Below are 21,293 nucleotides of genomic sequence, written 5' to 3' on the forward strand. Positions count from 1 at the left end.
CGGACGCGGGGCGCGCCGGACGCTCACCCGGGGCCGGGCGGGACGGACGCTCGCCGGACGCGGGGCGCGCCGGACGCTCACCCGGGGCCGGGCGGGACGGACGCTCGCCGGACGCGGGGCGCGCCGGACGCTCACCCGGGGCCGGGCGGGGCGGGCGCTCGCGGGCCGGGCGGGCCGGCGTACCGCCGCGGGGGCCCTCGCCGACGCCGGCCGCGCCGGCCGGCGTGGGCGTCGTCCCCCACTCCCCCGGCGCGGGCACGCCCGGCGGCCGGATCGGCCGGCGACCGCCGCCCGCCTCCGACTCGCCCGGCTCCTTCGCGCCCGGCCACGGCTTCGCCACCCGGGAGGCCAGCACGAACTCCTTGCGCAGCGGATGCCCCTCGAACTCCGGCGGCAGCAGCAGTGGCCGCAGCTCGCCGTGCCCGGCGAAGTCGATGCCGAACATCTCGTGGGTCTCCCGCTCGTGCCAGGCCGCGCCGGGGAAGACGTCGACCACCGAGGCCACGACCGGTGTGTCCCGGGAGACCCGGGTGCGCAGCAGCAGCCCGTGCCGGTGCCGCACCGACCAGAGGTGCGCCACCACGTCGAAGCCGTCGGCCAGCTCGTCCACCGCCGACAGCCAGTCGAGGAAGTCACAGCCCAGCTCGGCGTCGTCGCGTGCCGCGCGCACCGCGTCCGCCCAGGTCGCCGGCGGTACGTCGACGGTGGCGCGGGCGTACCCCTGACCGCCGGAGACCGACGCGGCGGCCTCGACGGGCGCGAGCAGCGCGACCACGCGGCGGCCGACCTCTTCCGGAGTCATGCGCTGATCCTATGGCCGGCAGCTCCCGGCCGGGTCGGGCCGTCCGGGCCCGGTTCGCCGCTTTGCCGAGCGGGCGGTCGGCCGGCGGGGAAAGATGAGGCCGTGCGCGCTGTGACTGTGACCCCCGGTGTCCCGGACTCGCTGCGGCTCACCGAGGACTGGCCCGAGCCGGCGCCCGAGGAGGGCGCGATCCTGGTCGAGGCGCTGGCGGTGGGCGTCTGCGGGACCGACCAGGAGATCATCGCCGGGGAGTACGGCGAGGCGCCGCCGGGTCAGGAGCGCCTGGTGCTCGGGCACGAGTCGCTGGGCCGGGTGCTGGAGGACCCGACCGGCACGTTGCACCCCGGTGACCTGGTGGCCGGCGTGGTCCGCCGCCCCGACCCGGTGCCCTGCGCGAACTGCGCGGTGGACGAGTGGGACATGTGCCGCAACGGGCGGTACACCGAGCACGGCATCAAGGGGTTGCCCGGCTTCGCCCGGGACCGCTGGCGGCTGCCGCCCAAGTTCGCCGTCGGGCTGGACCCGGCGCTGGAGTCGGTGGGCATGCTGCTGGAGCCGACGAGCGTGGTGGCGAAGGCGTGGGACCACATCGAGCGGATCGGCCGCCGGGCCGAGTGGAAGCCGAAGACCGCGCTGATCACCGGCGCCGGGCCGATCGGTCTGCTGGCCGCGCTGCTGGCCAGCCAGCGTGAGCTGTCCGTGCACGTGCTGGACCGCAACACCACCGGCCCGAAGCCGGACCTGGTCCGCGCGCTCGGCGCGACGTACCACACGTCGACGGTGGCCGAACTCGACCTCGCACCGGACGTGGTGGTCGAGTGCACCGGCGCGCCGCCGGTGGTGCTGGACGCGATGTGCAAGGCCGCGCCGAACGGCATCGTCTGTCTGACCGGGGTGTCCAGCGGCGGCCGGACCATCGACTTCGACGCCGGCGCGCTCAACCGGGAGCTGGTACTGGAGAACAACGTGGTGTTCGGTTCGGTCAACGCGGGCCGCCGGCACTGGGAGCTGGCCGCCGAGGCGCTCGCCCGCGCCGACCGGTCCTGGCTGACCTCGCTGGTCACCCGCCGGGTGCCGGTCTCCGCGTACCGGGAGGCGTACGCGTCGACCGGCGACGACATCAAGGTGGTGCTGGACTTCGCGCAGTGAGCCGGGCGGCGGCTCAGATGCCGGGCAGCCGGCCGTTGCGGAACAGGTCCACGAAGAGCTGGTGGTCCTCGCGGGCCCGGATGCCGTACCGGTGGGCGAAGTCGACCAGGTAGTCGACGAAGCCGTCGGCGTCGGCGTCCACGGCCGCGACGATCGACTCCTCGGTGGAGTAGTCGACCAGGTCGTGGCTGGACTCGTCGTCGGCCACCGAGTGCATCCGGGCCACCGCCCGGCCCAGGTCGGTGAGCACCCCGGCCAGGTCCTCGGGCTCGTTCACGTCGGCCCAGTCGAGGTCCGCCGCGTACGGGGAGACCTCGGCGACGAGCTGGCCGACGCCGTCCAGCTCGGTGAAGCCCAGCCACGGGTCGGCATGCGCCTGCAACGCCCGCTGCGACTCGGCGGTGCGGTGCCCCTGGTGCCGGAAGTACGACCGGACCCGCTCGTCGTCGATGTGCCGCGCCACGGCCGGCACCTGGGCCTGCTTCATGTAGATGACGACGTCGTTCTCCAGCGCCTCGGTGTGCCCCTCCAGCAACAGGTTGTACGACGGTAGCCCGGCCGAGCCGATGCCGACGCCCTTGCGCAGCACCACGTCCTTGATGGTGGTCGCCACCGGGCGCAGCCGGGCGCTCGACTCAGGAAGGGTGTGCAGGTAGTCGCCGAACGCGGCGCAGACCCGTTCCCGGGTGGCGGCGTCGATCTCGTGCACGCCGTCGCCGAGGGAGAACCGCCGCTCGTAGTTGTCGACGGTGGTCTGCGCGGCGAGCAGGTCCACCCGGGTGCTCAGTCGGGCCTGCTGGAGCACCCGACGCAGCACGCCGTCGGCGTTCTCCAACGTGATCGAGCCGATCGCGTCGTCCCCACCGGTGGCGATCGCCCGCAGCTCGGTCAGGTACGACCGGGCGAAGCTGGTCACCAGCTCGCCGATCACCCGGTCGGAGAGCGCCTTGGCGTAGCCGAGCAGGGCCACGCTGGCGGCCAGCCGCTTCAGGTCCCAGGTGAACGGTCCGACGTACGCCTCGTCGAAGTCGTTGACGTTGAACACGAGCCGGCCGGAGGCGTTCATGTAGGTGCCGAAGTTCTCGGCGTGCAGGTCGCCGTGGATCCAGACCCGGCTGGTCCGGTCGTCGAGAAAGCGGTCGCTGGCGAATTCGCCGCGCTGGTCGGCGTAGAACAGCGAGGCGCTGCCGCGGTAGAACGCGAACGGCGAGGCGGCCATCTTGCGGAACTTCCGGCGGAACGCCGCCGGGTCGATCGCCATGGACGCGCCGAACTCCTCGGTCAGCACGTCGACGATGTAGGCGGAACGCTTCTCCGCGGAGTCGGTCATGGTCCGCAGGCTAGCCCCGCCGCGCCACCGGCGCGGGTCAGCCGATCGGGGGACGCACCGGGGGCGCGGTCAGCGCCTCGACCGGGCGCGGGACCACGTCCGCCGGGGAGGCGAGCCGGTCCGGGCGGGGTACGCCGCCGAGGCCGGACTGCTCGGCGGCGATCTTCTCCTGAAGGCGGAGGATGCCGTGCAGCAGCGCCTCCGGGCGGGGCGGGCAGCCGGGCACGTAGACGTCGACCGGGATGAGCTGGTCGACGCCCTTGGTCACCGAGTAGGAGTCCCAGTACGGGCCGCCGCAGTTGGAGCAGGCACCGAACGAGATCACGTACTTCGGCTCGGGCATCTGGTCGTAGAGCCGCTTGACCGCCGGGGCCATCTTGTCGGTGACCGTGCCGCTGACCACCATGAGGTCGGCCTGCCGGGGGCCGTGGGCGAACGGGATCACGCCGAGGCGCATGAAGTCGTGCCGGCCCATGCTGGTCGCGATGAACTCGATGGCGCAGCAGGCCAGGCCGAAGTTGAATACCCAGAGCGAGTAGCGACGGCCCCAGTTCAGCACGAACCGGATCGGCTCACCGAGCACGGCCGGCAACTGCACCTGACTCTCCCTCCACGCTCCCCGAACCGACAGTCAACCACAGCGTCCGGGGCCCGGACCGGCCGCCGGCCACCGCCGCTGTCCCCGACCGGACAGTCGGGCGCCCGCCGGTACGGCAACGGCCGCAACCCGTACCGGCGTCCGGACGTGTGACCGGTGTGACCGCGCCGGCGGCATGCCCACGGGGAGGACCGGATGACAGTGACGAGGGAGCCGCGGCTCGACGAGCCGCCGCCCGAGGAGACCACGAGGCGCCCGGCCGGAGCGGCGCCGGTCGACTTCGACGGTCTCTACCATGCGCATTTCCGGTCGCTGACCGTTCAGCTCACCGCCTACTGCGGCGACCTGGCCCAGGCGCAGGACATGGTGCAGGAGGCGTTCTGCCGGGCGTTCGCGCGCTGGTCCCGGGTGTCCCGCTACGACGATCCGGTGGCCTGGATCCGTCGGGTGGCATGGAACCTGGCGACCAGCCGGTGGCGGCGGGTGCGGACGGCCCAGGCATGGCTGCACCGGCAGCGTGAGGAGCACGTGCCGGGGCCCGGGCCGGACCGCGTCGCGTTGACCGCGGCGCTGGCCGACCTGCCCGCCAACCAGCGTCGCGCGGTGGTTCTGCACTACCTGGCCGATCTCAGCGTCGCGCAGATCGCGGCCCAGGAGGACGTGCCGGAGGGCACCGTCAAGTCCTGGCTGCACCGGGGGCGGGCCGCGCTGGCGGCGAAACTCACCACCACGAATGAGGTGAACCACCATGACTGAGCCCGACGACATCCTGGTCGGCGGCGAGTTCGCCGAGTTCCGCGCGGCGTACGTGCCGGTGGTGCGCCCGGCCGGGACGGCGGCGGTCCGGCGGACCGTGCGCCGGCGTCGCCGGCGGACCACGGTGGTGACCGCTGCGGCGGTGGTGCTCGCCGTGGTGATTCCGGTGGGTGCGAACGCCGCGCTGGACCGGCGGACCGGACCGCCCCCGACGCCGGCCCAGACCGTCACCCCGAGCCCGTCCGAGACCACGTCGCCACCACCACCGCCGACGACGCCGGCGCCGAGCACCGCCAGCCCGAGCCGGGTCGCACCGGACGGACGGATCAGCCGGTCCCAACTGCTGGCTGCCCGGGTCGACCTGCCGGCGTGGACGCCCGACCCGGTCTGCCCGGCGGGTCCGACCCGGATCGCCGCCACCTACCGCAAGGAGGGCGACGTGCTGCTGGAGGAGATCGCCCACGGCGACGTGGACGGTGACGGCACGGTGGAGACGGTCGCCCTGCTCCGCTGCCAGATCTTCCAGCACGGCCCGTCCCAGGTGGTGGCGCTCGACCGGGACGCCGCCGGCCGGATCGTCGTGCTCGGCCAGGTCGCCCGGTCCGCGAAGACGGCTCCCGAGTGGTTGCTGGACACGCAGGTCACCGACCGCGGCACGGTCCGGGTGGAGATGGCGGACATCGCGCCCGGCGGCGGCTGGTCGCTGGACTGGTCGCAACGCCAGTGGCGCGGGTACCGGTGGACCGGGAAGCGCTTCGACCAGGTGGACGGGCCCACCTCGTTCGGCCCGAACCCGCACCTGGCCGACCTGACGGTCTCCGCCGGTGACGTGGCGTGGAGCGCGCCGGACGCGGACGGCGCACGTACCGGGACGATCTCGGTCACGGTCCGGAACCTCAGCGCGGTCCCGGCCGACCTGGTCGAACTGCACCTGCGGATGCAGGTGGGGACCGTCGCGGACGGTGACGCCTGGGCGGCCTGCCGGGACGGGGCACCGCCGAAGGGACCGATCATCTGCCGCTTCGGTCCGCTCGGAGCCGGCGCGGAGCGGACCTTCCGGTTCGGCCTGCGCAACACGAACAGCGCCAGCGGTACCGGCATCGCCGAGGTGACGCCGGTCGGCAGCGGCGCCGAACCGCTGCTGGACCCGAACCACGAGAACAACGAGGACCGCTACACGTACCGCTGAACCGCTGTCGGATTCCACACAGAAAAGATCGCAACCGGATCGACGCGCGTCGCGTGCTACCGGTGACGCCGCGCGGACCAGCCGTGCGGTGACGGGGACCTTGGGAGGACCTTCCAGATGAGGACACGTATCGGAGGCCGGCTCGCCGGCGTCCTGCTCGGCTCGGCCGCCGCGTTGCTGGCACTCACCGCTCCGGCCGCCGCCGCGCCCACCGCCGACCCGGCCGCCGACATCTCGGTGGGTCGGCTGGTGCTCGAACCGGGCGCACGCGGCTACCACGGCAGCCTGCCGGTCACGGTGACCAACAACGGCCCGGTCGCCACCTACTTCAGCGTCTTCCTGCTGGAGCCGGTGGCCGGTTCGTTCCGCGGCGTGAGCCCGGAGGAGGCGTGCGGCTTCGGGGGGTTGCAGGACAACCGGCGGACCGCCACCTGCGGCGTGCCCGGCGGCGACATCGAGCCGGGCGAGAGCCGGCAGTTCAACGTCACGTTCGAGGTGCTCACGGCGACCCGCGACGTCGCGATGATCGCGAAGGGCGGCAAGATCTCGGTGAACGTCGGCGACGGCCGGAACGAGGTCGCCGACCGGGCCAGCTACGCGGCGCGGTTCCGCTCCACCACGGGGTCGCTGCGCGACCCGGTGCCCTACGTGCAGGACACCCAGGCCCGCGCCTCGCTCACCACGGCCGGGGCGGCGACGCTGACCCGCCAGGAGGACGGCAGCTACCGGGGCCGGCTGCCGGTGACGGTCGGGTGGGCCGGTGACGCCGCGCACGACCAGCTCTGGGCCGAGGCGACCGGGCTGCCGGCGGGCGTGCAGATCTGGGGCACCGACCCGCAGGACGCCCCGAGCTTCTTCACCAGCTTCACCGTGCCGGGCGGGCGTTTCATGGCCGGCGAGCAGCGGAGCTTCGACGTCCTGCTCTACGCCGAGCCGGGCACCGCGCCGGGTGACTTCGGGGCTGCCACGCTCCAGCTCAACACCCAGTGGGACGCCGTCACGGTGCCCGACGCCACCCCGGCGGACAACACCGCCTCGTTCACCGTGACGGTGGCCGACGCGGGCTGACATCCCCTTCGCCCGGCCGGCGCCCACGCGCCGGCCGGGCTGCTCCGGCGACCGGCCGGGCTGCTCCGGCGACCGGCCGGGCTGCTCCGGCGACCGGCCGGGCTGCTCCGGCGACCGGCCGGGCTCACCAGGCGGGTCGCTGGAGCAGCCCGACGAACTCCGCCAGCAGGCGTTCCCGCACCGCCGCCGGGGCGGCGTCGAGCAGCGTGTTGACCACCGCCATCCGGTCCGGGACGCCGCCGGCCAGGCCGAGCCCCTCGGCCAGCCCGGCCACCAGCTCCGGGGTGAGCGCCTCCGGGGCGAGGCCGACGGCCAGCGCCCGCAACTCCGGCGGCAGCACGACCGGGCCGGCGGCCCGCGCCGCGGCGACCGCGTCGGCCAGCGCCGGTGCGAACTCGGCCACCCGGGACGCCACCGCGGCGGTCACCGTGAGATGCACACTGGCCGGCAGGTCGGCGTACCGGAGCTGGGGCTGGGTGTGCCAGCCACGCGCGGTCAGCTCGTCGACCAGCACGAACAGGTCCAGCTTCGGGTCGTCGGCGGTGAAGCACACCACGGTCGACTCCGGCTCGGCCATCAGCCGCAGCCCGTCCGACGCCCGCACCGCGTCGGCCAGCCCGGCGACCGCGTCCCGGGTGGACGCGGCCAGCCGCAGGTAGCCGTCCTCGCCGAGGTGCCGCAGCGTGGCGTACGCGGCGGCGATCGGCCCGCCGGACCGGGTGGAGGCGATCACCGGGTTGACCATCGTGTAGCCGGGCCAGTCCGCGTACGCGAAGAACTGCGGGGCGCGCAGTGCCGGGTCGCGGTGCAACAGCACCGACACGCCCTTCGGCGCGTACGCGTACTTGTGCAGGTCGACCGAGACCGAGGTGACGCCGGGCACGGCGAAGTCGAACGGCGGCACCGGCGCGCCGAGCCGACGCAGCCAGGGCAGCGCCCAGCCGCCGAAGCAGGCGTCCACGTGGCAGCGCACCCCGGCCCCGGCCGCCACCTCGGCGATCCCGGCCACCGGGTCGACCACGCCGTGCGCGTACGACGGGGCGGACGCGACCACCAGCACGGTCTCCGGCCGGATCGCGGCGGCCACGTCGGCCACCGCCGGACGCAACGTCACCGGGTCGACCGGCACCGTGTCCAGCTCGACCCGCAGGTAGTGGGCGGCCTTGGCGAACGCGGCGTGCGCGCTGGCCGGCACCACGAGCCGCGGTGCGGTCAGCTCGGGGCGGGCGTCCCGGGCGGCCTTGACGGCGAGCAGGAGCGACTCGGTGCCGCCACCGGTGACGCTGCCCACCACGTCCGGCGCGGCGGTGCCGGGGCCGCCGCCGAGCAGCCGGGCGGCGGCGGCGACAAGCGCGTTCTCCATCGCCAGCAGCGACGGGAAGGCGGTCGGGTCGAGGCCGTTGACGTGCGCGCTCTCCGCGTACGCGGCCTGGGCCAGCTCGTCCAGGCCGGCCACGCCCGGGTCGTAGACGTAGGCGAACAGCCGGCCGCCGTGCGTCGGGCGGTCGGCCGACCGCAGCGCCCGGATCTCGTCGAGCACCCGCGCCGCCGGCACCCCTCGTGCGGGCAGCGCGCCCGTCCCCGCCGTGTCGCTCATCAGGTGTTCCTCTCGTGACGGTCCGCGTCGACCTGCGGACGGGTGCGGTGCCTCACGCCCGAGCCACCGGCGCGGCAGCGGTGTCGCCGGACCCGGACACGGTGCCGTCGGACGCGGTGGTCAGGTCGGCCGGGGTGAGCGTGTAGCCGCGCAGCAGCGCCACCGGGGCGGCCACCAGCAGGGCGGGCAGCACGGTGAACCCGAGCAGCACCCCGAGCCGGGCGGAGTCCGGCTGGACGGCGGCGGCGCCGGTCGACGAGGAGACGTACCCGGAGAGCTGGAGCACCAGGCCGTAGATGCCGGGCCCGAGCGCCAGGCCGAACGTCTCGCCGGCGGTCCACAACCCGGTGAACACGCCGGCCTGCCGACGGCCGGTGCGCGCGGTGTCGTACGCGATGCAGTCCGGCAGCATGGCCAGCGCGAACACCTGCTGGCCGGCGTAGCCGACGCCGATCAGCGCGACCACCGCGTACACCCCGGCGGCCGGCAGCGCGGGCGCGGCGACCAGGGCCAGCGCGCCGGCCGCGAAGAGCAGCGACGCGGCGACCAGCGAGGTGCGCTTGCCGAGCCGGTCGCCGGCCCGGCGCCAGAGCGGCATGACCAGCAGCGCGGGCGCGACGAAGCAGGCGAAGAGCAGGGTGGGCCCGCTGTCCGGCGCGCGCAGCACCTGGTCGGCGAAGTACTTCACGCCGGCCAGCACGGTCGCCACCCCGGCGGACTGGAGCACGAAACAGACCAGCAGCGCCCGGAACGGCCGGTTGCGGCCGGCGACCGCGAGCTGGGCGCGCAGGCTCGGCTCGCTCTCCCCGACCGTCCCGGCCGGCGCGGACCGGGTGCCGAGGAACGCGCCGACCGCGCCCACCACGATCAGCCCGGCGACGAACAGGCCCATCCAGCGGTGACCGGGCACGCCGTCGCCGCCGGCGGTCACCACCGCCGGGGCCACCGCGCCGGAGACCAGGATGGCCAGCGCCAGCACCGCGATCCGCCAGGTCATCAGCCGGGTACGCTCCGCCGGGTCGGCGGTCAGCTCGGCCGGCATGGCCACGTAGGGCACCTGGAAGAACGCGAACGCGGTCGCGGTGGCCAGGAACGCCAGCGCCACGTATCCGGCGGCGGCCGGGCCGCGCCCGAACGGGGCGGCGAAGATCGCGGCGAACAGCACGGCCAACGCCAGCCCGCCGGCGAGCAGGTAGGGCCGGCGGGCGCCCCAGCGCGAACGGGTCCGGTCCGAGACGCGGCCGGCGACCGGGTTAACCAGCACGTCCCACGCCTTCGGCAGGAGCACCAGCAGCGCGGCGAGCCCGGCCGCGACGCCCAGCGTGTCGGTCAGGTACGGCAGCAGGAGCAGCCCGGGCACGGTCCCGAACGCGCCGGTGACGAGCGAACCCGACGCGTACCCGAGGTGCACCCGGCGGGGCAGGCCCGAAGCTGTCATGGAGCCGAATGCTACTCACGTTATGGTCGCGGTCACATCCCCTCCTCCGGCGACCAGGCGGCCACCGCCAGGTCGACCCGGTCCCCGCGCAGCGGGCAGCCCTCGGCGCGCAGCCGGGCCCGCGCCTGAAGCTCGTGCCCCGGCGGCAGCCGGCCGGCCGCGTTCACCACCCGGTGCCACGGCACCCCGCCCCCGTGCCGCGCCATGATCGAGCCGACCAGCCGCGCCGACGCCCGCCCCGACCGCTCGGCCAGCGCGTCGGCCACCGCCCCGTACGACATCGCCCGCCCGGGCGGGATGCGCTCGACCAGCGTCAGCACCGCCTCGACATACTCGTCAGGTGTCACGAGCTGCCACGATATGGGAACGCGCCACGATCGCGCGGACCGCGACCCGCAGAATGGTCGGGTGCGTGAAGCAGTCGCCTCGGCCCGCCGGATCGTGGTCAAGATCGGATCGTCCTCGTTGACCACCGCGACGGGCGGCCTCGACGACGCCCGGGTCGACGCGCTCGTCGACACGCTCGCCGCCCTGATCGGCGCGGGACGCGAGGTGGTGCTGGTCTCCTCCGGTGCGATCGCGGCCGGTCTCGCCCCGCTCGGGCTGCCCCGACGCCCGCGCGGCCTGGCCACCCAGCAGGCCGCCGCCAGCGTCGGCCAGGGGCTGCTCATCGGCCGGTACGCCGCCGCGTTCGCCCGGCACGGTCACCCCGTCGGGCAGGTGCTGCTCACGGTCGACGACGTGACCCGGCGGGCGCACTACCGCAACGCGTACCGCACCCTGCGCAAGCTGCTCGACCTGCGGGCCGTGCCGATCGTCAACGAGAACGACACGGTGGCCACCGACGAGATCCGCTTCGGCGACAACGACCGGCTCGCCGCGCTCGTCGCCGCGCTCGTCGACGCCGACCTGCTGGTGCTGCTCTCCGACGTGGACGCGCTCTGGACCGGCGACCCGACCCGTCCGGGCAGCACCCGGGTCACCGAGGTGCACGGCGAGGGCGACCTGGCCGGCATCGACGTCGGCGGGGCCGGCCAGGCCGGGGTGGGCACCGGCGGCATGGTCACCAAGGTGGAGGCGGCGCGCATCGCCACCGGCTTCGGCATCCCGGTGGTGCTCACCGCCGCGCCGCTGGCCGGCCCGGCGTTGGCCGGCGAGCCGGTCGGCACGTTCTTCCACGCCAGCAGCCGACGCCCGGCCGCCCGGCTGTTCTGGCTGGCGCACGCCACCGCGCCACGCGGCCGGCTGCACCTCGACCCGGGCGCGGTGCAGGCCGTGGTGGGTCGGCGCAAGTCGCTGCTGCCGGCCGGCATCACGGCGGTGGACGGCGCGTTCACCGCCGGGGACCCGGTGGACCTGGTCGACACCGCCGGCGCGCCGGTGGCCCGTGGCCTGGTCAACTACGACGCGGTGGAGCTGCCCGGCCTGCTCGGCCGCTCCACCTCGGAACTCGCCGCGGCGCTCGGCCCGGCCTACGAACGTGAGGTCGTCCACCGGGACGACCTCGTCCTGTTGTAAGCAGGGGCCCCCTGTTAACGCATTCTGCATAACCGGGGGCCCCTCCTAACGCCTGAGGAGCGGATCATGAGCGTCGTCGAGCAGGCCCGCCGGGCCCGGGACGCGGCGGAGTCCCTGGCGGCGGCCACCCGTACCGCCAAGGACGCCGCGCTGCACGCGATGGCCGACGCGCTGGTGGCGCGTACGCGTGAGATCCTGACCGCGAACGCGACGGACCTGGCGGCCGGGCGCGACGCCGGACTGAGCGCGGCCGTGCTGGACCGGCTCGCGCTCGACGAGGGCCGGGTCGCCGCCATCGCGGACGCGCTGCGCGAGATGGCCGCGCTGCCCGACCCGGTCGGCGAGGTGGTCCGCGGGTCCACGCTGCCGAACGGGCTGGAGCTGCACCAGGTGCGGGTGCCGTTCGGGGTGGTCGGCATCGTCTACGAGGGCCGGCCCAACGTGACTGTCGACGCGGCCGGCATCTGCCTGAAGTCGGGCAACGCGGCGCTGCTGCGCGGCTCCTCGTCGGCGGCGCACTCCAACGCCGCCCTGGTCGCGGTGCTGCGCGACGCGGTCGCCGGCGCCGGCCTGCCGGCGGACGCGGTGCAACTGCTCGACGCCAGCACCCGTGACTCGGTCAAGGAGCTGATGCGCGCCCGGGGCCTGGTCGACGTGCTGATCCCGCGCGGCGGCGCGTCGCTGATCCGCGCCGTGGTCGAGGAGTCGACCGTGCCGGTGATCGAGACCGGGGTGGGCAACTGCCACGTGTACGTGGACGCCGCCGCCGACCTCGACAAGGCGGTGGCGATCACGCTGAACGCCAAGACGCAGCGCTTGTCGACCTGCAACACCGCCGAGTCGCTGCTGGTCCACCGGGCCGTCGCGGACGCGTTCCTGCCGGCCGTGCTGGCCGCGTTCGCCGAGGCCGGAGTGACCGTGCACGGCAGCCCGGAGGTGGCCGCCCACTCCGACGCGGTGGTCGCGGCGACCGAGGAGGACTTCGCCACCGAATATCTCTCCGCCGACATCTCGGTCGCCGTGGTCGACTCGCTCGACGCGGCGGTCGCGCACATCCGGCGCTTCGGCACCGGCCACACCGAGGCGATCGTCACCGACTCGCAGCGGGCGGCGCGGGAGTTCGTGGCCCGGGTGGACGCCGCCGCCGTGATGGTGAACGCGTCCACCCGGTTCACCGACGGCGGCGAGTTCGGGTTCGGTGCCGAGATCGGCATCTCCACCCAGAAGCTGCACGCCCGCGGCCCGATGGGACTGCCGGAGCTGACCAGCACGAAGTACGTGGTCACCGGCGACGGCCACCTGCGCTGAGCCGCCCCCGGCCCCGGCTCGCGCCCGTGGCGGCGGGCTACGCCACCCGGAGCGGATTCGGGGCCGGAGCCGGACCCGGACCCGGGATCCCGGCCGGGACCACACTCGAAGCCGGGACCACACTCGAAGCCGGGACCACACTCGAAGCCGGGACCACGCCCGGAGGCGGAACCACGCCCGGAAGCCGGGTCGGAGCCGGGAAGGCCGCCGGAAGCCGGGTCGGGGGTGCGGCCGGGGCCGGGAGGAGCGCCGGGGCCGGGGGCGCGGCCGGGTCGGGAACGGCCGGCGCGGGCGGCACGGACGGATCGCGAACGGCCGGCGCGGGCGGCACGGCCGGATCACGAACGGCCGGCGCGGGCGGCACAGCCAGATCGCGAACGGCCGGCGCGGCCGGCGCGGGCGCGCGGCGGCGGGACGGCGGCTCGGGCAGCGCGGCGGCGCGCGGCGCCACGAACGGGCCCCCGGCCGCCGCGACCTCGGGCTCGGTCGGCCGGCAGGCCCGGATCGCGCGCAGCGTGGTGTGCACGTCGAACTGGTGACCGTCGTCGCTGTCCCAGCCGCCGTCGCTGCGTTGCGTCCCGGCCAGCCGACGCCGCGCCGAGACCAGCAGCCACTGCTCCTCGCCCACCTCCACCCGGCGCAGCGTGGCGGCGAGCCACGCCACGTCGGACGGGGACATCTCCGGGATCCGGTCGGCGAGCACCGCCTGGATCCGGGCCGACTCGTGGTACATCCGCTGGCGGTGCAGCACCGCCGCGGCGAGCCAGCCGGCGGGCAGAAACGACGGCCAGCTCCCGTCCGGGGCGAGCTGCGCGGCGAGCGTGTGGGCCGCCGCCTGCACCACCCCGGCGTACGCCCCGCCGACGCGGTGGTCGAGCGGGCCGGCGGCACGGGCGTCCAACCCGGCCACGGTGAGCCAGAACCCGGCGTCGGCGGTCAGGTAGAACCGTGCCTCCGGGTCGCCGGGGGTGGCCCACTCCGGCGCGAACCCGGCCAGCGACAGGTGCTCGTCCCAGCCACCGTCGGCGAGCTGGCCGGCGGCGAGCCAGTCCAGCGCGTGCCGGGCGGCGGGGCGGCTCAGCGCGCCGAGGTCGTCCAGCTCGGCGAGGCGGAAGCAGGTCGCGTCGACCGAGGCGACGTCGCCGCCGAGCACGGCGGGCCAGCCACCCCCGGGAGCCTGACCGGACTCCGCCGCGTCGAGCACCGCCGGCGGCACCGGCGTGCCGGAACGCAGTCGGGACAGGCGGGCGCGGTCCACCGCGTCCCCGTGTGCCACGACGAACCCGATCGCCGCTTCCAGATCGACCACGGTCGTGACGCTACCTGCGCGGACGCGGTCACGCCTCGGTAGCTCGGCCAGAAAGCGGCAGACGCCGAGGGCCCTCCCGGCGCACCGGAAGGGCCCTCACCACATCGACGTCAGTACGCGGGCAGCGACGGGTCGACCTGCTTGACCCAGGAGAGCACGCCACCCTGCACGTGGACGGAGTCCTTGAACCCGGCCGCCTTGAGCGCGGCCAGCGCCTCGGCGGACCGGACGCCGGACTTGCAGTGCAGCACGATCTGCCGGTCCTGCGGGAACTTCGCCAGCGCCTCGCCGGAGAGGATCTCCCCCTTCGGGATCAGCGTGGAGCCGGGGATGCGGACGATCTCGTACTCGGCGGGCTCGCGCACGTCGACCAGGAAGATGTCCTTGCCGGCGTCCTGCCACTCCTTCAGCTCCCGCGCGGTGATGGTCGAGTCGACCACCGCCTCCTGCGCCTCCTCGGAGACCGCGCCGCAGAAGTCCTCGTAGTCCTCCAGCAGGTCGGTGACCGTGGGGTTCTCGCCGCAGAGCGCGCAGTCCGGGTCCTTGCGCACCTTGATCTTGCGGTAGCTCATCTCCAGGGCGTCGTAGACCATCAGCCGGCCGACGAGCGGCTCGCCGATGCCGGCGAGCAGCTTGATCGCCTCGTTGACCTGGATCGACCCGATGGACGCGCAGAGCACGCCGAGCACGCCGCCCTCGGCGCAGGAGGGGACCATGCCGGGCGGCGGGGGCTCCGGGTAGAGGCAGCGGTAGCACGGGCCGTGCTCGGCCCAGAACACCGACGCCTGGCCGTCGAAGCGGTAGATCGAACCCCAGACGTACGGCTTGCCGAGCAGCACAGCCGCGTCGTTGACCATGTAACGGGTGGCGAAGTTGTCGGTGCCGTCGACGATCAGGTCGTACCGGGAGAAGATGTCGCGGACGTTCTCCCGGTCCAGCGCGGTGTCGTGGATCTCCACGTGGACCAGCGGGTTGATCTCGCGGATCGAGGCGGCGGCGGACTCGGCCTTGGACCGGCCGACGTCGGAGACGCCGTGGATGATCTGCCGCTGGAGGTTCGACTCGTCGACGGTGTCGAAGTCGATGATGCCGAGCGTGCCGACGCCGGCGGCGGCGAGGTACAGCAGGGCCGGCGAGCCGAGACCACCGGCGCCCACGCAGAGCACCCGGGCGTTCTTCAGCCGCTTCTGCCCCTCGACCCCGACGTCCGGAATGATCAGGTGGCGCGAGTAGCGACGGATCTCGTCAACGGTCAGCTCGGCGGCGGGCTCGACGAGCGGGGGCAACGACACGGTGGACTCCCCGGAATCGGCGGTGGGACCGCGCCATTGTCGCTCGCCGGAGTGCGGATCGGCCATGACGAGGGACACCCGGCCCGAACTGCGGGACCGGGAATATCTCAGACGCCGTCGGTGGGCTCACCGGAGTACCGCGCCCCGTCGACGTACGGCCACGCGTTCGGCAGGCAGCCGTCCAGCCCGTACGTCTGCTGCTGCATGACCGGGGCCGGGGCGCCGGGGCGCGGGCACGCCTGGTGCAGCTCGCCGAACTCGTGCCCGACCTCGTGGTTGATGACGTACGTCCGGTAGACGTCGAGCGGGGCGCCGTAGTCGGGCACGGCGGTCATCCAGCGCGCCAGGTTGAGCACCACGCGGCCGGGCAGCCGGCAGGACGTGTACCGCTCGGTGTGCAGGCCGCCCTCGGCGCACATCCGCTCGGAGGTGACCGGCGTGGCCAGGTAGACGGTGAAGTCGGCGGCGGCGGCCTCGGGCACCCGCTGCACCCGCAGTTCCCCGGAGGCGATCCAGCTACGCGGGTCGCCGAGCACCGCGTCCACGGTCGCGGCGAACGCGTCGGCGTCCTGCCCCGTACCGTGCTCGACCTCGATCCGGTAGCGACGCAGCGGGCCGGCGTGGCCGCGTACCGGTGAACGCCCGTCGGCCACCGCGAACGTGCCGGGGCCGGCGGTCGGGTAGCCGGTCGGCGACGCCGACGCGGCGGTGTCGGTGTCGGCGTCCGGCATCAGCGTCGGCTCGGCGGCGAGCGGGACCCGTACGGGACGCGGCGGCTCGCTCAGCCGGGTGATGCCCGCCGCGCCGCCGACGGCCGCGAGCAGCATCGTCAGCAGCAGCACCGCGCGTCGGCGTCGGCGGCGCATCCGGCGCAGCCCGGGGCGTTCGGGCGGGTACGACGTCATGCGGACAGCGTGCCACGCAATTCGGGCATTTAGCTGCTTTTACGGCGCAAGTCCTGAGAATTGCTCACAACTCAATCACAATGCCGGCCCGGTGTACCGCTTCCCGCCCAGGTACGGCCACGGGTTCGGCCGGCAACCGTCGAGGAAGAGCGTCTGCTGCTGCATCACCGGCGCGGCCCGCCCGGCGCCCGGACACGCCTCGTGGTGGTGCCCGAGCTGGTGCCCCACCTCGTGGTTGACCACGTAGAGCCGGTACGTCTCCAGCGGCATGCCGGCGGCCACCAGGTGCGGCGCGGACGTCCGCCACCGGTCCAGGTTGAGCACGACCCGGCCCGGGACCCGGCAGGACGTGTACGGCACGCCGCCCTTACGGATGTCGATCCCGCCCGCCCCGCACAGCCGTCCGGCGGTGTCCCGGCTCGCCAGATAGATCGTGAAGTCGTACCGGCTGCCCGGCGTGACCCGCTGCAACCGCAGCCGGCCGCTGTCCACCCAGCTCCCCGGCCCGGCCAGGGCCCGCTGCACCGCGTCCCCGAACGCCCGGACGTCCTCACCGACGCCCCGCTCCACCGCCACCCGGAAGCGACGCAGCTCACCGCCCCGGCCCAGCACGCCGCCGGCCCGGTCGTCGTACCCGAAACCGCCGGTGCCCCGCGCGGGCACCGGACCGGGCAGACTCAGCACGGGCGCCGGCGAGCGGGGCGGCGCGGGCAACGACGGCGACGGGACGCTCGGAGTCACCGGCGCCGGCGGCTGGGCCACGAACCCGTCGGTGACCACCTCCCGCGCGCCGGCCGGCGGCAGTCGCAGCGCCACGCCCACGCCGGCCCCGGCGGTCGCCATGAACGCGCAGACCACGACGGCGGAACGCCAACGACGGGCAGCGGACAGGGACCGGGGCACACGCGGACGGCGGGAGCTGGGCATCCGGCTCAGCCTGCCATGTCGCGGACGCCGCCGCTCTCCCCCATTCCGGTCATCAGCGCCGTGACCTGCGCCTTCCGGCCGTCCGACCCCGGCGTGGCGGCCTCCGGCGACCCGGCCGGCGCCGCCTCGTCGAGCAGTGCCAGCACCGCCCGGGCCACCGTCCGGGGCACCTCCAACTGGGCCACGTGCCCGACGCCGTCAAGCATCAGCAGCCGGCTGTCCGGAATCACCCGGGCGGCCTGCGGAGCGACCCGCACGTCGACCAGCCGGTCCTGCCGTCCACCCACCACCAGCGTCGGCACCCGCACCGCCGCGGCCTGCCGCCAGAGCGCGCCCTCCCCCGGCAGGTACGACCGCAGGAAACTGCCGACCAGGCCCCGGAACGTCCGGACGTACGCGGCGGCGTAGTGCGCCGCCTCGTACCGGATCCGGATCTCCTCGATCGCCTCCTGCCGGCGCTGCTCACTGATCCGGGTCAGGTCCGCCACGCACGACTCCATCACCTGCTGCGCCATCGCCTCCGGAGCGAGCTGGGCCAGCCGCCAGGCGGCCAGCCGCTCGCCCCGGGGGATCACCAGCACCGGCAGCATCCGCCCCTGCAACGAGCGCCGGAAGTCCAGGAACGGCAGGGCCGGCGAGATCAGCGTGAGCGTGCGGACCAGATCCGGGCGCAGCACCGCCACCCGGACCGCGACCGCCCCGCCCAGCGAGTTGCCGAACAGGTGCACCGGGCCCCGGTCGCTGTGCTCGATCCAGCGGACCACCCGGTCCGCGAACGCCGGGATCGTGTACCGCCGGCCGGGCTCGCTGCGCCCGAAGCCGGGCAGGTCGATCGCCTGGCCGTCGAGCCGGGGCGCCAGCAGGCCGGCCAGGTCGGTCCAGTTCTGCGCGGAGCCGCCGAGCCCGTGCACGTACAGCGCCGGCTCGGCGTCGGGCCCGGTGGCCGGCGTGTCCCGGACGTGCACGAGCGTGCCGTCGAGCCGCACGTGCCGGCCCGGCCAGGGCGGCGGGAGATGATGCGCGGGAAGGAGATGCTCGGGCCCGAGCGCGGCACGCTTCATGCGTCCAGTCTTCCCCGCGCCGGCCCCGTCCGCACACTCCCCTAGGCGAGCAGCGCCTCCAGACGCCGGTTCACCGCGGCCAGCGTGGCCCGCACCACGGCCTGCCGCGGATCGCCCGCGACCAGGGCGGAACCGGCCAACTGCTCCACCCACCCGTCGCAGACCAGCAGCACCACCACGGTCGCCACCTCGCAGTTGCCGAACGGCACCACGGCGGCGTGCTCGACGAAGCACCGGCCCCGCTCGCCGGCCGGCAGCGCCGGGCCGAGCAGCTCGTCCACCGCGGCGGCTGCGGCCACCGCGCAGAGCCGCAGCACGTACCCGTCGACGGCCGGCCCGGTCGCGTGCCCCTCGGCCGTCCGGTCCCCGGCGAGCAGGCGGACCTCGGTGGTGGCGTCCAGCCCCAACGTGCTCACCAGGACGTGGTCGATCACCACCCGGGGCCCGGGCACGCCGCCCGGATCCAGCGGTCGCGACGGCGCGGTCTCCGTCGTGGTCACCTGCCCACCGGAGTACGAGGTGCCGAGCGTGACCGGACTGCCGGTGGACATGCCGGTGGGTGCGGCGGCCAGCGACGTCTCGTCGACGGTGGCCCGGCCCCGGTGGGTGGCCTGCCGGCGGCGGCGCGGCGGCTCGTCGGCGTCCTCCCCCGGCGCGTCGACCAGCCGGCCGGCGCGCGACTCCACGCCGCCGAACCGGCCCTCGCCGGAGCGGTTCTCGGCCGGCCGGTTCGACGCCGACCGCACCACACCGGCCCGCGCCGGCACGTCCGCCTCGGCCGGACCGGACGAGGCCCCGCCCCGCGCCGGAGCGCCCGGCTCGTCGTCGGCGCGCGGCGTACCGGATCGGGGTTCGGCCGACGTGGTCTCGGCCCGGCGGTAGGCGGCACGGCCCGGCGGGATCTCCGCGACCGGCGGGGCCTCGGCGAGGCGGTCGGCGCGAGCCGGTGGCACCTCCACCGGACGGTCGCGGACGGCCGCGTCCTCGGCCAGGCGGTCCGCGCGCGCGGTGGCGGACCGGCGGCGGACCGGCGGCGGCGGTACGGCCGGCGCGCCGGGCAGGTTCTGCGGGGCGGCGGCCAGACCCATCCGATCCTGGAGCAGCCGGGCCACCAGCCGGCTCACCTCGGCCGGGTCCGCGCCGTCGGCCAGGTCCAGCCGGAGGCTGTGCGCACCGGCCGGGGTGCGGCGGAGCGCGGCGTCCCGGACGCCGGCCACCTCGCGCACGGCGTCCAGGATCGCGTTGACGTCGAAGCCCTCCGGCCGCTCGCGCAGCGGCGCCGGTTCGTCGTCCCGGCGCAGGTGGGTGGCGATGCGGGCCAACTCCGGGGTCTCGGCGGACGGTTCCACGGCCGGCGGCTCCGGCACGACCGGCACATCCGGCTCGGCGGGGACGCGCTGCGGCAGCACCGCCGGGGCCGACTCGGTCGACTCCGGCGACTCCGGCGCGGGAGCCGCCTCGGCGGCCGGCGTCGGCTCCGGGGCGGACCGGCGGGCCGCGTAGGGCGGGGCGCTCGTCGGGCGGGGCGCGGGCGGCGGGTCGAAGCGCGCGGCCGGGCCGCTGCGGGTGGTCGCCGCGCTGGTGCTGCCCGGCATCGTCCCGCCCGGCGCGGGAAGGCCGGCCGGCTCGCCGTGCGACGGGTCCGGTGCGGGGTACGCGGCGGCCGGCTCACCGACGGGCCGGGAGGCCGGCCCCGCGGCATATGCCGCCGGCGGTGGACCGGCCGGCGCCTCGCGCTCACGGGCGACCGGCGGCGCGCCGGCCGGCTCGGGACGCGCGCCGAACGGGGTCACCGGCACCGGCGGACCCGCCCAGGAGGGCCGCTCGGCGGGCGGCTCGTGACCCGAGCGGGGCTCGGCGTCCTCGCGGGGCAGCCGGAACGGCCGGGTCGCCTCGGGACGCGGCGGCTCGGGCGCGGTCGACGACTCGGCCCGCACCGCCTCGTACGGTCGGACCGGCTCGGGCCGCGGCTCGTAACCGCCGGCCGGATCGACGCGGGTCGGCTGGTAGCCCGGGGGCGGATCGACGCGGGTCGGCTCGTACGGTCGCACCGGCTCGGGCGCCCACTCGGACGCGCGGTCCTCGCGGGCGGCGCGGCGGCCGGTCGGCTCGTCGTCCCCGGTCCGTCGCTCGGCCGGCGCGTCGTCGCGGGCCGACCGGCGCCCGACCGGCTCGTCGGCGCGGGCCCACGGCGGGGCCCAGCCGTCGCCCCAACTCGGGCGGTTCCAGGACGGCCCGGACCACTCCGGCTCACCCGCCGGCCCCGCACCCGGGTCGTTCGGCGCGGCGGCGTGGGGATCGGCGGCGGTCCGCTGCCCCTCTGCGGGGTGGGCGTCGCCCGGGTGGTGCTCCGCCGCCGGCGGCTCGCCCCGGCCGGCAACCGCCGCCGGCGGCTCGGCCGGGCCCCGGTGGGGCCAGCCCTGGTGCAGCGCCGGGGCCGGGTCGACGGTCGGGGCGTGGAAGCCCGGCGGCACCTCGAAGCCGGAGGCGGCGGCGCCGACCGGCGGCACCTGGAGCGCCGGGGGCGCGGAGGCCGGACCACTCTCGGCCCAGCGGGGCGACCGCCCGGCGGACGTGTCGTCCGAGGCGTGCCGGGAGCCGGTGGCGTCGGCCGGGCCGGGACGCTGCTCGACGGCGGGCGCGGGACGGGGGGCGGGCACGGCCAGCCGGTCGCCGTCGGTCTCCCGCGGCGGCTCGCCCAGGGGCGGGGCACTCACCGGCGCCTGGCGGGTCACGGGTGACTCCTCCCCGGCGTGGTGCACGCCGTTGACGTGGCGGCCGTTGACCCGCGCCGGCAACTGCTCGGCCGGGTGGCCGGGCAGCGGGGCCGGCAGGTCGCCGTGTCGGGGCGAGGACGTCGCCCACCCGCCACCGAGGTCGCCGTAGGGCCAGCCACCGGGCGCCGGGGCGCCGCGGGACCAGCCGTCCGCCGGGGGCGCCCATCCGCCGCCGGTGCGGGCCGGGTCGTCGTGCTGGCCCGTCCCGTCGCCGTGCTCTCCCGGGGTGGCGGCTCCGGGTTGCCCTGTTTCACTCACCGCGCGCTCCT

Annotated in this window: 18 protein-coding genes; 6 read left to right on the top strand and 12 right to left on the bottom strand. The window is 75.8% G+C overall.

Annotated features, from left to right (window positions below; translation table 11 throughout):
- Positions 1-802, bottom strand: an 802-nt coding sequence (locus ACIA6B_RS00895) for an NADH-quinone oxidoreductase subunit C (RefSeq protein WP_396769628.1), incomplete at its 3' end; no start/stop codon positions are given.
- A gap of 102 nt (positions 803-904) precedes the next feature.
- Here ACIA6B_RS00895 and ACIA6B_RS00900 point away from each other — a divergent pair.
- Complete coding sequence (locus ACIA6B_RS00900; protein WP_396769630.1) at positions 905-1,951, top strand: glucose 1-dehydrogenase; 1,047 nt, start codon at positions 905-907, stop codon at positions 1,949-1,951.
- 13 nt (positions 1,952-1,964) lie between these two features.
- On the opposite strand, the gene ACIA6B_RS00905 is transcribed toward ACIA6B_RS00900, so the two are convergent.
- The gene (locus tag ACIA6B_RS00905; RefSeq protein ID WP_396769632.1) at positions 1,965-3,281 is read right to left on the bottom strand and encodes a DUF2252 domain-containing protein; all 1,317 of its coding nucleotides are present in this window, start codon (positions 3,279-3,281) and stop codon (positions 1,965-1,967) included.
- A gap of 37 nt (positions 3,282-3,318) precedes the next feature.
- Positions 3,319-3,879: an NADH-quinone oxidoreductase subunit B gene (locus tag ACIA6B_RS00910; protein WP_281938179.1), complete on the bottom strand. Its 561-nt coding sequence runs from the start codon at positions 3,877-3,879 to the stop codon at positions 3,319-3,321.
- Between the two features lie 195 nt (positions 3,880-4,074).
- On the opposite strand from ACIA6B_RS00910, the gene ACIA6B_RS00915 reads away from it, so the two are divergent.
- The 3 genes from ACIA6B_RS00915 to ACIA6B_RS00925 all read left to right on the top strand — a co-directional run bounded on the left by ACIA6B_RS00915 (position 4,075) and on the right by ACIA6B_RS00925 (position 6,892).
- Positions 4,075-4,635 (top strand): SigE family RNA polymerase sigma factor, encoded by a 561-nt coding sequence (locus ACIA6B_RS00915; RefSeq protein ID WP_396769635.1) that lies wholly within the window; start codon positions 4,075-4,077, stop codon positions 4,633-4,635.
- Positions 4,628-5,824, top strand: coding sequence for a hypothetical protein (locus ACIA6B_RS00920; RefSeq protein ID WP_396769637.1), 1,197 nt, complete (start codon positions 4,628-4,630; stop codon positions 5,822-5,824). The genes ACIA6B_RS00915 and ACIA6B_RS00920 overlap by 8 nt, the downstream gene beginning before the upstream one ends.
- 117 nt (positions 5,825-5,941) lie before the next feature.
- Positions 5,942-6,892, top strand: coding sequence for a hypothetical protein (locus tag ACIA6B_RS00925; RefSeq protein WP_396769639.1), 951 nt, complete (start codon positions 5,942-5,944; stop codon positions 6,890-6,892).
- A 124-nt stretch (positions 6,893-7,016) separates the two neighbouring features.
- On the opposite strand, the gene ACIA6B_RS00930 is transcribed toward ACIA6B_RS00925, so the two are convergent.
- Genes ACIA6B_RS00930 through ACIA6B_RS00940 form a run of 3 tightly spaced genes read right to left on the bottom strand, consistent with a single transcriptional unit; the run spans position 7,017 to position 10,274 of the window.
- Positions 7,017-8,489 (bottom strand): pyridoxal phosphate-dependent decarboxylase family protein, encoded by a 1,473-nt coding sequence (locus tag ACIA6B_RS00930; protein WP_396769641.1) that lies wholly within the window; start codon positions 8,487-8,489, stop codon positions 7,017-7,019.
- A 52-nt stretch (positions 8,490-8,541) separates the two neighbouring features.
- On the bottom strand, positions 8,542-9,927 hold the full coding sequence (locus tag ACIA6B_RS00935; protein WP_396769643.1) for an MFS transporter: 1,386 nt from the start codon (positions 9,925-9,927) through the stop codon (positions 8,542-8,544).
- Between the two features lie 32 nt (positions 9,928-9,959).
- The gene (locus ACIA6B_RS00940) at positions 9,960-10,274 is read right to left on the bottom strand and encodes an MGMT family protein (RefSeq protein WP_107157392.1); all 315 of its coding nucleotides are present in this window, start codon (positions 10,272-10,274) and stop codon (positions 9,960-9,962) included.
- A gap of 13 nt (positions 10,275-10,287) precedes the next feature.
- Here ACIA6B_RS00940 and proB point away from each other — a divergent pair, with 13 nt between their 5' ends.
- Together proB and ACIA6B_RS00950 are read left to right on the top strand one after the other, a co-directional pair.
- Entirely contained in the window at positions 10,288-11,445 is a 1,158-nt protein-coding gene (proB, locus tag ACIA6B_RS00945; protein ID WP_396769645.1) for a glutamate 5-kinase, read from the top strand.
- 66 nt (positions 11,446-11,511) lie between these two features.
- A complete protein-coding gene (locus tag ACIA6B_RS00950) occupies positions 11,512-12,753 on the top strand; it encodes a glutamate-5-semialdehyde dehydrogenase (protein WP_396769647.1) in 1,242 nt (413 codons plus the stop codon).
- Positions 12,754-12,790: 37 nt separating this feature from the next.
- Here the strand turns inward: ACIA6B_RS00950 and ACIA6B_RS00955 are convergent, their stop codons facing one another.
- The 6 genes from ACIA6B_RS00955 to ACIA6B_RS00980 form a co-directional block, all read right to left on the bottom strand.
- Positions 12,791-14,062 carry a hypothetical protein gene (locus ACIA6B_RS00955; protein WP_396769649.1) on the bottom strand — a complete coding sequence of 424 codons (1,272 nt, stop codon included), beginning with the start codon at positions 14,060-14,062 and terminating at the stop codon, positions 12,791-12,793.
- Positions 14,063-14,172: 110 nt separating this feature from the next.
- Positions 14,173-15,420: an adenylyltransferase/sulfurtransferase MoeZ gene (moeZ, locus tag ACIA6B_RS00960; RefSeq protein WP_396769651.1), complete on the bottom strand. Its 1,248-nt coding sequence runs from the start codon at positions 15,418-15,420 to the stop codon at positions 14,173-14,175.
- Positions 15,421-15,461: 41 nt separating this feature from the next.
- Positions 15,462-16,259, bottom strand: a complete 798-nt coding sequence (locus ACIA6B_RS00965) for a DUF3152 domain-containing protein (protein WP_396769653.1) — start codon at positions 16,257-16,259, stop codon at positions 15,462-15,464.
- A 75-nt stretch (positions 16,260-16,334) separates the two neighbouring features.
- On the bottom strand, positions 16,335-17,186 hold the full coding sequence (locus ACIA6B_RS00970; RefSeq protein ID WP_396769655.1) for a DUF3152 domain-containing protein: 852 nt from the start codon (positions 17,184-17,186) through the stop codon (positions 16,335-16,337).
- A gap of 5 nt (positions 17,187-17,191) precedes the next feature.
- On the bottom strand, positions 17,192-18,247 hold the full coding sequence (locus ACIA6B_RS00975) for an alpha/beta fold hydrolase (RefSeq protein ID WP_396769657.1): 1,056 nt from the start codon (positions 18,245-18,247) through the stop codon (positions 17,192-17,194).
- Positions 18,248-18,288: 41 nt separating this feature from the next.
- Positions 18,289-21,282, bottom strand: coding sequence for a hypothetical protein (locus tag ACIA6B_RS00980; protein WP_396769659.1), 2,994 nt, complete (start codon positions 21,280-21,282; stop codon positions 18,289-18,291).
- Positions 21,283-21,293: the final 11 nt, after the last annotated feature.

Source organism: Micromonospora sp. NPDC051141 (assembly GCF_044455765.1).
GTDB lineage: Bacteria > Actinomycetota > Actinomycetes > Mycobacteriales > Micromonosporaceae > Micromonospora.